This window comes from Litchfieldia alkalitelluris (genome assembly GCF_002153425.1).
Classification (GTDB): domain Bacteria; phylum Bacillota; class Bacilli; order Bacillales; family Salisediminibacteriaceae; genus Evansella; species Evansella alkalicola.
The window spans coordinates 2,193,374-2,206,931 of the sequence record NZ_KZ119600.1 but is presented as its reverse complement, the minus strand read 5'-3'; the positions used below and the strand labels follow the sequence as shown (position 1 = coordinate 2,206,931).

At 35.0% G+C, this 13,558-nt stretch carries 18 protein-coding genes and 1 riboswitch; of the genes, 12 read left to right on the top strand and 6 right to left on the bottom strand.

Translation table 11 applies throughout. The features are described from left to right. Positions 1-58: 58 nt before the first annotated feature. Positions 59-1,060, top strand: a complete 1,002-nt coding sequence (locus BW724_RS10600; RefSeq protein ID WP_088075194.1) for an LLM class flavin-dependent oxidoreductase — start codon at positions 59-61, stop codon at positions 1,058-1,060. A 64-nt stretch (positions 1,061-1,124) separates the two neighbouring features. Beyond that, the gene (locus BW724_RS10595; protein ID WP_088075193.1) at positions 1,125-1,595 is read left to right on the top strand and encodes a hypothetical protein; all 471 of its coding nucleotides are present in this window, start codon (positions 1,125-1,127) and stop codon (positions 1,593-1,595) included. A gap of 223 nt (positions 1,596-1,818) precedes the next feature. Here BW724_RS10595 and BW724_RS10590 read toward each other — a convergent pair whose 3' ends face one another. Then, positions 1,819-2,343, bottom strand: a complete 525-nt coding sequence (locus BW724_RS10590) for a YusW family protein (RefSeq protein ID WP_088075192.1) — start codon at positions 2,341-2,343, stop codon at positions 1,819-1,821. A gap of 208 nt (positions 2,344-2,551) precedes the next feature. Here BW724_RS10590 and BW724_RS10585 point away from each other — a divergent pair, with 208 nt between their 5' ends. Continuing rightward, a complete protein-coding gene (locus tag BW724_RS10585) occupies positions 2,552-2,932 on the top strand; it encodes a hypothetical protein (RefSeq protein ID WP_088075191.1) in 381 nt (126 codons plus the stop codon). Between the two features lie 108 nt (positions 2,933-3,040). Here the strand turns inward: BW724_RS10585 and BW724_RS10580 are convergent, their stop codons facing one another. Continuing rightward, a complete protein-coding gene (locus BW724_RS10580; RefSeq protein WP_088075190.1) occupies positions 3,041-3,280 on the bottom strand; it encodes a glutaredoxin family protein in 240 nt (79 codons plus the stop codon). A 221-nt stretch (positions 3,281-3,501) separates the two neighbouring features. Beyond that, positions 3,502-3,609: riboswitch (TPP riboswitch) on the top strand. A 92-nt stretch (positions 3,610-3,701) separates the two neighbouring features. Between BW724_RS10580 and BW724_RS10575 the strand changes: the two genes are divergently transcribed. The 4 genes from BW724_RS10575 to BW724_RS10560 all read left to right on the top strand — a co-directional run bounded on the left by BW724_RS10575 (position 3,702) and on the right by BW724_RS10560 (position 7,237). Next, complete coding sequence (locus BW724_RS10575) at positions 3,702-4,481, top strand: thiazole synthase (RefSeq protein ID WP_088075189.1); 780 nt, start codon at positions 3,702-3,704, stop codon at positions 4,479-4,481. Positions 4,482-4,600: 119 nt separating this feature from the next. Continuing rightward, the gene (thiO, locus tag BW724_RS10570; RefSeq protein WP_328588713.1) at positions 4,601-5,722 is read left to right on the top strand and encodes a glycine oxidase ThiO; all 1,122 of its coding nucleotides are present in this window, start codon (positions 4,601-4,603) and stop codon (positions 5,720-5,722) included. Between the two features lie 290 nt (positions 5,723-6,012). Then, the gene (locus BW724_RS10565; protein ID WP_088075188.1) at positions 6,013-6,480 is read left to right on the top strand and encodes a YkyB family protein; all 468 of its coding nucleotides are present in this window, start codon (positions 6,013-6,015) and stop codon (positions 6,478-6,480) included. A gap of 244 nt (positions 6,481-6,724) precedes the next feature. Beyond that, the gene (locus BW724_RS10560) at positions 6,725-7,237 is read left to right on the top strand and encodes a GNAT family N-acetyltransferase (protein WP_088075187.1); all 513 of its coding nucleotides are present in this window, start codon (positions 6,725-6,727) and stop codon (positions 7,235-7,237) included. Between the two features lie 88 nt (positions 7,238-7,325). On the opposite strand, the gene BW724_RS10555 is transcribed toward BW724_RS10560, so the two are convergent. From BW724_RS10555 to BW724_RS10545, 3 genes are all read right to left on the bottom strand, one after another. Beyond that, positions 7,326-7,520, bottom strand: a complete 195-nt coding sequence (locus BW724_RS10555; RefSeq protein WP_088075186.1) for an alpha/beta-type small acid-soluble spore protein — start codon at positions 7,518-7,520, stop codon at positions 7,326-7,328. Between the two features lie 109 nt (positions 7,521-7,629). After that, positions 7,630-7,869, bottom strand: coding sequence for a hypothetical protein (locus BW724_RS10550; RefSeq protein ID WP_088075185.1), 240 nt, complete (start codon positions 7,867-7,869; stop codon positions 7,630-7,632). A 139-nt stretch (positions 7,870-8,008) separates the two neighbouring features. Next, positions 8,009-8,440, bottom strand: coding sequence for a DUF2383 domain-containing protein (locus tag BW724_RS10545; protein WP_088075184.1), 432 nt, complete (start codon positions 8,438-8,440; stop codon positions 8,009-8,011). 205 nt (positions 8,441-8,645) lie between these two features. On the opposite strand from BW724_RS10545, the gene BW724_RS10540 reads away from it, so the two are divergent. The 3 genes from BW724_RS10540 to BW724_RS10530 all read left to right on the top strand — a co-directional run bounded on the left by BW724_RS10540 (position 8,646) and on the right by BW724_RS10530 (position 10,722). After that, positions 8,646-9,176 (top strand): cupin domain-containing protein, encoded by a 531-nt coding sequence (locus BW724_RS10540; RefSeq protein WP_088075183.1) that lies wholly within the window; start codon positions 8,646-8,648, stop codon positions 9,174-9,176. Positions 9,177-9,344: 168 nt separating this feature from the next. Then, the gene (locus BW724_RS10535) at positions 9,345-9,539 is read left to right on the top strand and encodes an alpha/beta-type small acid-soluble spore protein (RefSeq protein WP_088075182.1); all 195 of its coding nucleotides are present in this window, start codon (positions 9,345-9,347) and stop codon (positions 9,537-9,539) included. A gap of 238 nt (positions 9,540-9,777) precedes the next feature. Further along, entirely contained in the window at positions 9,778-10,722 is a 945-nt protein-coding gene (locus BW724_RS10530; RefSeq protein WP_088075181.1) for an NAD(P)H-dependent flavin oxidoreductase, read from the top strand. Between the two features lie 60 nt (positions 10,723-10,782). On the opposite strand, the gene BW724_RS10525 is transcribed toward BW724_RS10530, so the two are convergent. Continuing rightward, the gene (locus BW724_RS10525) at positions 10,783-11,367 is read right to left on the bottom strand and encodes a DUF6241 domain-containing protein (RefSeq protein ID WP_088075180.1); all 585 of its coding nucleotides are present in this window, start codon (positions 11,365-11,367) and stop codon (positions 10,783-10,785) included. A 190-nt stretch (positions 11,368-11,557) separates the two neighbouring features. On the opposite strand from BW724_RS10525, the gene BW724_RS10520 reads away from it, so the two are divergent. Together BW724_RS10520 and BW724_RS10515 are read left to right on the top strand one after the other, a co-directional pair. After that, positions 11,558-12,115: an RNA polymerase sigma factor gene (locus tag BW724_RS10520; protein WP_088075179.1), complete on the top strand. Its 558-nt coding sequence runs from the start codon at positions 11,558-11,560 to the stop codon at positions 12,113-12,115. Next, positions 12,108-13,523, top strand: a complete 1,416-nt coding sequence (locus BW724_RS10515) for a hypothetical protein (protein ID WP_088075178.1) — start codon at positions 12,108-12,110, stop codon at positions 13,521-13,523. Before BW724_RS10520 ends, BW724_RS10515 begins: the two co-directional genes overlap by 8 nt. Positions 13,524-13,558 lie beyond the last annotated feature (35 nt).

Genomic DNA, 13,558 nt, shown 5'->3' with positions numbered 1-13,558 from the left:
TTTAGAGACACTAATTGTTACTATATTAATGTAAGTAAATATAGAAAGGATTTTAACAATGACAAACATAAATATACCAGTATCTGTTTTAAACTTAGTCCCTATACGACAGGGTCAAGGTTCACAAGAGGCTATTGACGCTATGGTAGATTTAGCCCAAGCAACAGAAAAAATGGGATATTCACGTTACTGGATTGCAGAACACCATAATACTTCCACACTAGTTAGTTCAGCTACTTCAATATTAATAAAACACACATTAGACCATACAGATCACATTCGAGTAGGTTCAGGTGGAATCATGCTACCTAATCATTCACCTTTAGTTGTGGCAGAGCAGTTTGGTACGATGGCCACCATTTATCCTGATCGGCTCGATTTAGGGCTGGGACGGGCACCAGGAACGGATATGCAAACAGCAAATGCACTAAGAAGGTCAAAAAATGATTCTGTTTTTGCCTTTCCTAATGATGTACAATCATTACTTACCTTCTTTGGTCCTGAAGAACGGCAAGGAAAAGTGAAGGCATTCCCTGGTGTTGGGACAAATGTTCCGATTTATATATTAGGTTCTTCTACTGACTCTGCTTATTTAGCAGCTAAATTAGGATTACCTTATGTCTTTGCTTCTCATTTTGCACCTAGGTATATGGAAGAAGCAATTTCTATTTATCGGGACCGTTTTCAGCCGTCTGAATACTTAAGTAAGCCATATATGATGGTGTGCTTAAATGTCATTGCAGCTGAGACTAACCATGAAGCTTCCATTGAACTTACTACTATGCAACAATTCTTCTTGAACGTCGTTCGTGGGACTCAATCACCATTAAGCCCACCTGTGAAAAACATGGATGTGATTTGGAATCCTTATGAAAAAGAAGCTGCTCTCTCCATGTCAAGTGTGACCCTACTTGGTGATAAACAGACCATTAAAGACCAATTAATTAATTTTCAGGACAAATATAATGTAGATGAAATAATGGCAGTTAGTTATATATTTGACCCAGAAAAACAAAAGCGTTCGTATGAAATATTTAAGGAAGTAATTGATAATATATAATCATTTTTGTGGCTGGTACATTTTGTTCATTATCTCCCAGCCTCTCTACTCAAGGAGGAAATGTATGCCTTTATTAGCAATCTTAATAAACTTCTTTGATTTTTTTAAAAGTCGTATAAAATCCAAGCCGAACCAAGATATTTATATGCATTCCCAGGAAAATAATTCACTTCGATTATTAGATAGGGAGTATCGAAAAAATATTGTTTTAGAGGAACTATTTGTAAAAGTTACTGAAGCAGGTGATGACGAATATTTAAGAGCGGCAATGGGACTGTGTGATGTAATACTAGAAGGTGATACCATACTCATTAAAATTACTAACTCATTTACGATTTCTATTAAAATTGATTCTGTAGTTAATTTAAAATTAATAGAACGAACATCCGATGAAAGTATGAAAATAATCCTGACCTTTGTTGATGAAGAAAATCAATTAACTGTTGAAATTACTAGTGCTAAAATAACTGTGAAGGAGGCTGAGGACCATATAGCAGATGTATTCGAGAAGATATCAGTTGTCTTTTCCAATTAAAGTTTCGTTTTTTTCAAATGTCACCACTTCTAATACAGTCCCTCCTCCATCCTTTCTCCCATTATTCATCCAAGAGCTCACATCAGAACCTTGCTCCCAAGTAGAATTAATAAACCAAGAAAAAGCTATTGGTATAAAATCTCCAATAGCTTTTTGATTATATTTTTTCTATCTTCGGTTTATTTTATTGAATATTAAATTAGAAGCTAGAACCCGTCACTAATTACATTTTTTTCTTGATCTTAATCTTATCCCCATTTTCACATTTCATTTTAAATTCAAATTTCTTTACATCTTGCTGATTAACCTGAAAAACTTCAAGTAAATGGGCGATGATCGCTTCCTCAGTCATATTTTCATTTATCTTTACCTTAACAAGTAGATCTTCCATTGCTTTTACCGCTTCTTCACCAGTTATTTCATCGTCTCCATGTTCAATCTCAGCCTTAATTTTGTTTCTTTTCTTTGAATATTCCCATTCTTGCTCCGAACCATCTGTAAGTTCGACTTCTAATTCAAAATCAATGATAGAATGGCTCATATCTGTAACATCTGGTTCCTGTGGTTCTTCAGGTTCTTTTTCTTCTTCCTTATCTCCCACAGGCTCTTCTACCGGCTCTTCAACTGGGGTCTCTTCATTCTCAGGGCTTATTTCTTCAGCATACCCAGTATTCGTTTCAACAGTTAAAAAACTCACCAATAATAGTACAAAACTAAAGCATAAGCCTATGTACTTTCTCTTAGTCATTTGTTTTTCCTCCTATAATTTTTTCGTTTTTTTTGACTCAATGAACAATTATAAGATTTCCTAATAAAACTTTTTTATACAAATGAGCTAATAAACATAAAATATTTTATTGTCTAGTCCGATTTTAGGCTAATACTGCTAACGAAGCATGATTGAACTGTACAAAATGTGTTATTATTGATGCATATTATTTATTGGAGTGGTAGGTATGATTCAAGCAGAAACGATCGTACATTTTTATTATGATATTGATAGTCTTCAAGATTATGAAGCTGAAATTGTAGATTACTTAAATAGTGTCCATCGTCCCTTAAAAAAAGAAAATATAATTAGTATAGGTTCTCCATTTAAAAGCAAAATGGGGTTTAGTGTTCGAGTCGTGGCCAAATTACAAGTCTTCATGGAAGAAAGAAGGAGTACTAGACATCTTGACGATTATGTAAGCTTTGTTTTTCCTACAGTAAAAAGGAATATTAAAGGGGATCTTATTAGTACTCAAAATCTTCACTTAAAATATTACCGGGAAGAAGTCCCCCCTCCTAAAAAAAAGGTCAATTGGGAAGAACTATATCATCACTGGAATGATTAAATATACTGCTTTTTTTAAACATTTGTAAACTAGTAGATGTCTTTATCGTTGTTATATAATCAGTGAGGGTGTCCCAAAAATTAATTTGTGACACCCTCACTCTTCATTTTATTCAACAATGTCCTTTATTAAATCATTTAACTCTGGCTTAAATCCTTTTACAGCCCTATCACCTACTACAGTGACAGGTACTCCCATAAATCCAAACTTTTCCACTTCTAATTGATACTCTCTTTTTGCCATTACATCTCGAACTTCGAATGGTACACCCTTGTCTTCTAACATTTTTTTAACGTAATTACATTCTACGCACCCATCAGTAGAATATACGATAACCTTTTTAGACATTAATCCATCCCTCCATCATCTAAGCAAACCTATAATTGTGTCACGATTATATAAAATTTAATAAATCCGTTCCTAGTTATTGATAGTAGCATAATGTTTTTGTTACTTGAAATATTTCGTATTAAGAGTGGTGTTATTAAAAAACTAATAATCTAGATCTAATATAAAGTGTCCGTCCCTTTCTATTTTTCCTTTTTTAATTTACAATGTAAGTAGTATTTATACATGACTAGGGGTGTTTATTTAAATAAACTGAGAAAAAGGTTTTCCTTTTACCCTTAACACCTGATCTGGTTAGTGCCAGCGTAGGGAAGTCGTTACAATAACCTTTAATTATTGTGCCGTAATCCCTTTCACTATGGATACGGCATTTTTTTCTAAAAAAATGAACTATAAGTTTAGTTGCAGGAGGAAAAATATCATGAAATCAAAAAAGCTAGTAATCGGTGGTAAGGAACTCTCCTCACGTTTTTTCTTAGGAACAGGTCGTTACCCAAACCCTTATATACAAAATGAAGCCATTCGTGCTTCGGGTACTAGCGTACTTACATTTGCTATTCGAAGAGCAAACCTAGAGTCTCCAGATGAGGATGCCATACTTCAACACTTAGAAGAAGATCACTCTTTTGTTTATTTACCTAACACATCAGGTGCAACAAATGCTGAAGAAGCTGTTAGAATTGCACGCTTAGCAAAAGCTTCAGGACTTAGTGATTGGATAAAAGTTGAAATTAGTGCAAATGAGAAGACGTTGCTACCTGATCCAATTGAAACATTGAAAGCAACGGAAATTTTGGTAAAAGAAGGCTTCACTGTTCTTCCATATACTTCTGATGACCCTATACTTTGTAAACGTCTAGAAGAAGCAGGGGCTTCTGCTGTTATGCCTGGGGGGGCTCCAATTGGTACCGGACTTGGGGTTCTCAACCCTTATAATCTATCGTTAATTATTGAGGAAGCTGAAGTGCCTATTATCGTAGACGCAGGTTTAGGATCAGCAATGGATGTAGCCCAAGTCATGGAGCTTGGTGCCGATGGTGTTCTAATGAATACACCAGTTGCAAAAGCTAAAGACCCTGTGAAAATGGCTCTAGCAATGAAGCTCGCTATTGAATCTGGGAGATTGTCTTATGAAGCCGGTCGAATTCCTAAGAAAAAGTACGCAACTGCATCAAGTGGTTTAACAACTTTTAAATTATAATTTGTTCCAAAAAACTATTTTCACAGTAGCCAAATTATACTTAAACTCGCAGTCCCCTTATTTAACTAATTATCAGTAAAAAAAGAAGTGTGGTATGAGATTTAGGAAGGACGGTCCCAATGATGAAAGAACATATACTCGTTTTAGGTGGTGGCGTTATCGGCCTCGCCACTGCCTTCTCATTGAACAGGAAAGGTTACAAAGTCACCATCCTAGAAAAAAACAATTGTGGTGGACAGGCATCTGGAGCGGCTGCTGGTATGTTGGCTCCCTACACAGAAATTGGTGAGGACCCAGATCCCTTTTTCAAGCTTTGTTTAGACAGCTTAAAAATGTTTAAAGAATGGCAGCATAACGTTAAGGACGCCTCTGGTATGGATTTTGAATTTACTGAAAGTGGAAGTATCCACGTAGTTTATCACGAATCTGACATCTTAGCTCTCGAAACTAGAATTGCATGGCAAAGGGAGTTTGGTTCAAAGGCTGAAATAATAACGAATCAAAATCAACTAAAAAAACTAGAGCCAAATCTATCAGAAGATGTAGTTGCTGCTATTTACTCTCCCGAGGAAAGTCATGTGTTTGCGCCTGATTATGTGAAAGCTTTAAAGATTGCCTGTGAAAACGGTGGTGTTAACATTTATGAAAATCTGGGAGCAGCATCAGTCGATAGTTGGGAAACGGCACCTGTTATAAAAGCTGCGGACGGTACTATATTTACTGGTGATAAATTGGTTATTTGTTCAGGAGCTTGGACAAAAGAACTTGAAGATACATTCAATATCAAAATTCCAGTATTTCCAATTCGTGGACAAATCTGTGCATATGAGCTTGAACAAGAAAGAGTAAATCATATCATTACATCAAGCCAAGGGTACCTTGTACCAAAATCAAATGGGACTTTAGTTAATGGTGCCTCAGAGGATATTGCAGGATTTTCAACAGAAGTTACGGAAAAAGGAATTGATAGACTCGTAAATTGGAACAAACGAATTCTTCCATTTTTAGAAAGGATGGATCCTTTTCATACATGGGCTGGATTACGACCAGCAACTCAAGATGGATTCCCATTACTAGGCCCATTACATAATGCGCCTCATATTATTTTCGCAACAGGTCATTATCGAAATGGGATATTGTTAAGTGCTAGAACTGCTGAAGTAGTCACCAATATCATTTCTGGAGAACCACTAGACCCATCATCTCAACAGGCCTTCCAACCTGAAAGATTTACTTTCTAACTTTAACTATCTTACTAGGGAGGGAAAGTGATGAAACCCTCTCCTTCCCTATTCGTATAGTAAAAAAGATATTAAAATTCATAAGGTGGGAGCATAATGGGTAAAAAAAAAAATAAAAATAAAGACATTAAGAGTTGGCTATGGCTTGATTTTCTATTTGATATCGTTCTCTTCTTACCAAGAATGATTGTTAACTTCTATAAATGGCTGTTTTAAAGAAAAAAGCAAACTATGAAAATGATTAAAAAAGGTTATAATATAAATATACTTTAAGAAAGGAGGAATTGGAGATGTTAAACCCTAAAAAGAATTCAGCTGATTTAACCTCTATTCAAATAGCCTTGTATACGATAAATAAACATGCTAAAACTGCCTTAAACTCTTCTGAGCTTTACTATTTAAAAAAGAAAGCTATAAAAAAGTTGTTACAAGAGCACCTTGCAAAAAAAGTAAGTATTGAGTTTAGTTTAAACCCTGGTAAAGGACTTCAAAGTTCTGTCGTTTTGGTTAGAGTTGGTACTGAAAATAGTAAGTATCAATTTTACTTTCACACAGCTGTTGAAAAAGGCGATTTTGACAAGTTAAAGCACAGTGGCCAAAGGGACGATAGCCTCAGAAATCCCCGCGTTCATATGAATCTCGAATCAGCAAAAAACATTATTTATAGATACTTAGGTGAGACACGAAAGAAGTTACAAAAGGAAAAAAAACTAGACCATATATTTATATCCTCATATTTAGATGGTCGAAAAAGATGAATAATCTATCACCCATCCCAAACCCTCCATTTACTATCCTTAAACTACAAACAAACAATAGTATAATTATCAAACCATTTGAATATACTGTGGGAGTTTCTGCTAATAAATGCATGAACTTCCAATCTCCCTATACCAAATTCTTTATCGGAGGATCTGTTAGAGGTTCTGTCTAGTGAAATATTCCTTGTTATCTGATACTCTTATATAGGGATTACTTAATTAAGAAAGGAACGTAGCTGTCATGATTATTAGAAAAGCAACTATAGATGATTGGTCGGGCATTTCAAGAGTTCATGTAGATTGTATTCAATCCGCATACAAAGAAATTTTCCCTTCTGAGATTTTAGATAATTTTACATACGTTAGTCGTGAAAAACGGTGGAAAAAAGATCTTCCAAATACTATAAAAAAAGGAACAATGACGTATGTTGCACAAGATCAGACTGGAGAAATTATCGGATTCACATTAGGCGGGACTATGAGAGACCCAAGGTTGCGCATAGGTTACTTAGGAGAAATATATGGCCTCTATGTTCACCCAAAATACCAAAAGCAAGGGATAGGAAAAAAACTATTTACTTCAATTTCACATTATTTCACTTCACTGGAATTCCCCTCACTAGCTGTATGGACATTTGATAGTCATAGTTCAGAGGATTTTTTTCAACACCTTGGAGGAAAGAAAATATACGATAAAAAAACAACTATTGGTGGAAAAGAGTTGAAGGAAAACGCCTATGGTTGGGATATATAGGTTTCTTATCTTTCATTTTAAAGAGCGTGAGAAGTAATTTCTCACGCTCTTCTTGTCATGTACATTTTTTTGAGGTGTGAAATCTAATTTATCGTTGAGTACCGCCAAATTGTTGCTCAGCTTGTTGTACTAAACGCTTCGTAATTTCTCCACCTACTGACCCGTTTGCACGAGCTGTTGCATCTGCACCCAATTGAACTCCGAATTCCTGCGCAATCTCATACTTCATTTGATCTAGAGCTTGCTGTGCTCCAGGTACTAAAAGTTTGTTGTTGTTTGCCATTGGAAATTCCTCCTTTCAATTGTGTAAGCATATTGTGTGGGGATTAGAAAAAATATATGCAAATTAATTAATATCATTTTTTTCCAATCGATTAATACACATCTGTTAATTAAGCGTATTTAATGCCTGCTACTTTTATATTATTAATATCTCCTGATGAACACGGAGTAACTGCGAATGTCATCTCACAACTTGGACAATTCATAATTACTGTTTCCATAGTAAATGAATGTCCACATTCACATTCAATGACATGTGCAACTCTTGGAGGAAAATTTTCCTTCCCCTTACTTTTCACATGGTCTACTACTTCCTGCCCTGATCTCATTGATCCACAACCACTGCCCATACACTTATACCTCCAAATTTTTCATTTATTTATCATATATTAGGATAGCATAGGGATTGATTGTTGAATGTGATAAAGATAACAAATTAGAAAGTTATCTATAATTTCCCTTCACCTTTTAAGTGAAGGGCTGTAGGCATTAATGGAGATAATTTTTGAGCATCTCCCCCTGTTTTCTATTAGTATCAATGACCTCTTCAACTAGTTGTAAACTCGTTGCGTCTAAATCACCTTTTACTACCTCTTCTGAATACTGCACTCCATAATCCTCTATACCTTTCACAGCGTCTACTAGCATTTTGTTGGAATCATTTGATAACATTGCATTGTGTATCATACTGTGGAACCTGCCACTAAAGCCTTCACTATCTGCTGGTATTCCACCTAGATCCTGAATCCGCTTCGCAAGTTTCTGCGCGTTTTCCTTTGTTTCCATCTGTAATTCTTGAAACATGGTTTTCAGATCATCACTCTCAGTATGCTGGATATAATGTTCGAGCGAACGTATCCCCATATAAGTCCCTCTCAACAAAGTGTTTAACTCTTCGACTACTATTGAGTTTCTTTTCATAAAAACACACCCAACTTTCATTTTTAATGTTACTTATTAAAATTCCAAAGCATTCATTGTATGACCTTAATATGACTCTTTTATGACGAAAATGACCTACCCGTATATGTTTTCAAAATATATAATAAATTTATATTGCGTAATACTTATTATCTACGTCTTTTTAATTATTATTTTCTAAAAATTGTAAGGGGGATCCATAAGAATGGGGAACGAAGAGCGATTTATCATTAATGGAATAACTGGTGAAAAAATTACCTTCCTTGAGTCTTTTCATGAGACTAATGGAGAATATCTAAAAATCAAGGTTGACTTACCTCCCAAAGCTGAAGGACCACCACTCCATTTTCATACAGCTTTTGAAGAATTTTTTGAGGTTTTGGAGGGGGAACTAACTATCACTATTGAAGAGGAAGAAAAAGGATATAATAAAGGTGATAGTTTACATGTACCCACAAAAGTTAATCACAGGTTCCGTAATTTATCAGATAAACCCGTATCCTTTTATGTGACGTTAACGCCTGGACAATATTTTGAAGAATCCATGCGCATTGCCTATGGATTAATCGATGATAACAAAATTAATAAAGATGGCACCCCTAAAAGCCTTGTACACACTGCCCTAATATTAAAAATGCAAGACACCAATATTACTACTATGCCTAAAATTGTTCAAACAGTGTTACTTGGTGGCCATTTAAATTGGGGACATGGTTTGGTGTGCAAAAATCCTTAGAACGAAAATATCTACCAAAACACTTGATTAAATAAGTGCTTACTGCTTATTGATAATCTAAAAATAATTCAACACTATTATATTGGTTTATATTTACATTAATTTTACTGCATATAATTTTGCTATCCTCACACAATATGCCTACACAATTGAAAGGAGGAATTTCCAATGTCAAACAATAATCAACTTTTAGTACCTGGAGTACAGCAAGCTCTAGATCAAATGAAGTATGAGATTGCAGAGGAATTCGGAGTTCAATTGGGAGCAGATGCAACATCTCGTGCAAACGGATCTGTAGGTGGAGAAATTACGAAGCGTTTAGTACAACAAGCTGAGCAACAATTTGGCGGTACTCAACGATAAATTAGTTTTTCACACCTCAACAAAAATTGTATAACATGGCTGAAAGAGCAAGAGGTATCTACCTCTTGCTCTTTTTTTGTAGAAATATTTAAAGAATAATGATGTCTTTGCGAAGGCCGATCCTTAATTATAAGAATACTTATGACCTACTCCTAACAACATATGACAAATGTCAATTGTACGACACGAATCTCATTGTTAACATAAGATTATCTACTGATGAAATGAGGGCGAGTTAATGTTACCTAAATTAAAAATTGCACATATGGAACCTGATGTACCAATCATTCAAGGGGGAATGGGTGTTGGTATTTCCTTAAGTAGTCTTTCTTCAGCTGTTGCAAATGCTGGTGGAATTGGAATCATTTCAGGTACAGGTATTCCAATACAAGAAATGAGAGAACATATTAGAAAAGCAAGGGAATTAACAAAGGGGTTTGGGTATATTGGTGTCAATGTTCTTTATGCCATGACAGATTTTGCTGAAACAATGAAAGCTGCCATGGAAGAGGGAGTAGATTTTGTTATATCAGGTGCTGGTATTTCTAGAGATATGTATTCTTGGGGAAGAGAATACAATATTCCAGTTATTTCTATTGTATCTTCAGGAAAATTAGCTAAAATGTCACAGCGATTAGGTGCTGCAGCTGTTGTTGTAGAAGGATTTGAAGCAGGTGGTCATTTAGGAACTGATCGACCTTTATTTGAAATTTTACCAGAAGTTATTGATGCAGTGGACATCCCAGTTATTGCTGCAGGGGGGATTTTAACAGGAGCTGATGTCAAAAAAGCTATTGAAATGGGTGCATCAGGAGTACAAATGGGTAGTAGGTTTGTAGCAAGCGAAGAATGTGATGCTCCCCTCTCTTTTAAAAAGAAGTATTTAGATGCAAAAGAAGGAGACACAACACTCATCAAATCTGTTGTCGGCTTAGAAGGGCGAGCTATCAAGAATACTTTTACCGATAAAATAAGTAATGATAAAAAAGTTAAAATTGATAAGTGCTATACATGTTTAAAAAGTTGTTCCCACCGTTTTTGTATTTTAGATTCATTATTAACCTCACTTCATGGAGATGCTGAAGAAGGATTAGTTTTTTGTGGTTCACGGGCTCATGAAATTAATGACATTCTACCAGTTCAAACCATTATCAATAATATAGTGAGAGAGTATACAGCATAAACAAAGAGACGTTTTTCTTTTTAGAGTACCTAAGAAGAGAAACGTCTCTTTTATTTATATTTACCTATCCTCTTCTTCCTCTTCAGTTTTGAAATGTCTATTTATATATTCCATTTCTTCTTCTTCCGTTAATAGGCGTTCTGCTTCACCAATTGTTCCATTTTGCAACCTCCAAATAGCATTGTGATCTTCTACCGCTTTGCTAAAATCCCCTTTTTGCCATCGAAGCAATATATCCCTATATGTTTCTTCATGTCTATATTCATTTACTTCTACAACTTCTAACAATCTATTTATTCTTTCTTCAGTAATCAGCATCTTCCCCCATTTTTGATCTGCATGAATCTTCTGATGTGACATCCAGTGTATATAATTCTGCACGGCATGTTCAGGCAAGTTTAAAGGAAAGTCTTCTTCCACTTCCTCCACTGTTGGTGCATTGCCCGCAATTACTTCCTCACTGTTTCCTTCATGATGCTCTGAGTTAAGCTGATCTATCTCTATATCTTCCACTTCATTTTCAATAGCTTCACTATCAGTATCAATAGAATCTTCTTCGATTTTGTCACTTGTTAGTAATATGTAACTGCCTATACCTATAATTAAAAATAATAACGTAACAGTAAACCATTTCGTTTTACTCATTTTGTAATAACCTCCTATACCTATCTCTTATTATAGACGTAAACAATAGAAAAAGGTGTCGTTATTATTTGATCCACATGCTACTAATCTATCTTATTAGGGCAAACCATCAAGATTTTATAAATTTTGTGAGCATCCTTTTTCATATCGTTTCGTCTATAATTATGAGTGCAAAAGGAGGATTTCATAGATGAATGATTACGAACTTATTCGTGACAGCCTTGATGGAGATCAAGTCGCACTGGAACGGTTGCATGAGCGATATGTAGATCGAATATTTCATTATATATACATACAAACAAATAGTTACCATGACACAGAAGAGCTATTACAGGACGTGTTTTTTAAAGTCTCAAAAGAGCTTCATCGTTTTGAAGGCAAATCCACATTTAAAACATGGTTATTTAAAATTGCTCGTAATACTGTCATTGATTATTATCGCACGAAAAAAAAAGCACAATTATCTGTTCCATTGGAACTAGAGAATCTAGAGGAAATCGTTGGTCATAGTGAAGCTGCGGAAGATACGGTTCTTCGCAAAGTTGAAGTAGACAAAGTCATTCAAATGATAGATCAACTGCCAAGTCACTATAAATCTATATTGCACTTACGCTTCTTTGAAGGATTCTCAATAAAAGAAACCGCCCAGGTGATGGGTAAATCAGTTCTTTCGGTAAAGGCCATGCAGCGTAGGGCAAAACAAACTTTGATTGAAAAAGTGAAATTGGAGGTGCAGGGAGTTGAGTAATAACAAAGTGCATGAAAAAGAGCTCCAGAAAATACTACAGCAAAATACAATGAGAGCTTCAAATGAAATACGTCAAAAAAGTTTACAAGCTTTTAAAAATGGGATTAATCATTCTATAAGAATACAAAAGAAAAAGAAAAAGTGGTACAAAGTTCGTTATCGTTTTATTATAAGTACTTCTTCTATTTTGGCTGCTTCCATAGCGATGTTATTAGTTTACAATGACTTTTTCCAAAACGAATCTTTAGATCCCAATGTAGAAGTGCAACAGAGCGTGAGTGATAGATCCTTTGTATTAAATGACATTAGAGAAAACAACGATGTATTAGAAAAGGTACTAAATAAATACCCTTATGATTATGAAGATATTAATTCATTGGGATACCATGATATTAGTAATGATAGTTTAACGATTAGACTGCCTACGGGATGGTCCGTGGAGAATACGGATAATGAAAAAATAAATATAGCAAAAATAAACGGTACTAATTCAGAAAACATGAATCTCTACTTGTTTAATGAAATGGATTCTTCATATCAAGAAGAAATTATAGATGATTTCATTTCCAATATAGCCGTATCCAACGTTAAATCAACTAAGATTCCTAATACTCTTCTAACTAATGAGATTAGGATAAACTTTGATATAGGATTTCCACACGATGAAATTCTTCCGATAAATATGGAAGAAGCTGAAATTTATGCCTTCATTGATGAAGAAAATGAGCGCTTTATGGAGTTGTATATTGGAGAGATATACGGTCAACCAATGGTGTTCACTGTAGATATACCTTTAAATCAACAAGAAAGTTGGGCAATCTCATGGATCGTATTATCTTTCATGATCATTCAAGATTCACCACCTTATGTAGTTCATGGATCAGAAGGTGAAAGTGACCCGACAACTTATAATAGGCCCATTACTCAGAGCGTTATTCTCCCAATAGGGGCTTTTGGATACGAAGAGGTTCCTGTTGAACTATATATAAATGAAGAGTTGGGGATATCGAGCTACCTTCCAGTTGGTACGAATGTGGAAAGAATAGAACACGAGTATTTTACTGAGTTTCGTTTCACTGAGGACAATGTTTCAGAAAATAGTTTTTATGCATTTGGGAAACTTAAAGATAGCTTCCAACTTGATCATGCAAAAGAGATTATGTTCTCTTCATTCAACATAGATCTCGGCTATTATGAAGATTTAGGTGGTGGTCAACCTTATCACTACTCATACTACAGCGGTATGGACGAAGCTTTTATTGATGGCTGGTTTAATCTTTTCGAGTTATCAGGTGACTGGTACTACATTCACAAACATGCAGATAGATCAGATTATAACGGTGGAGTATACAGCCAACGATTACGTATGTTTGAAGAATTAATTGAAACAATAGAAACGCACGATTAATGGTTAAAAATGAGATTTAAGGCTTGGGAAGGGGT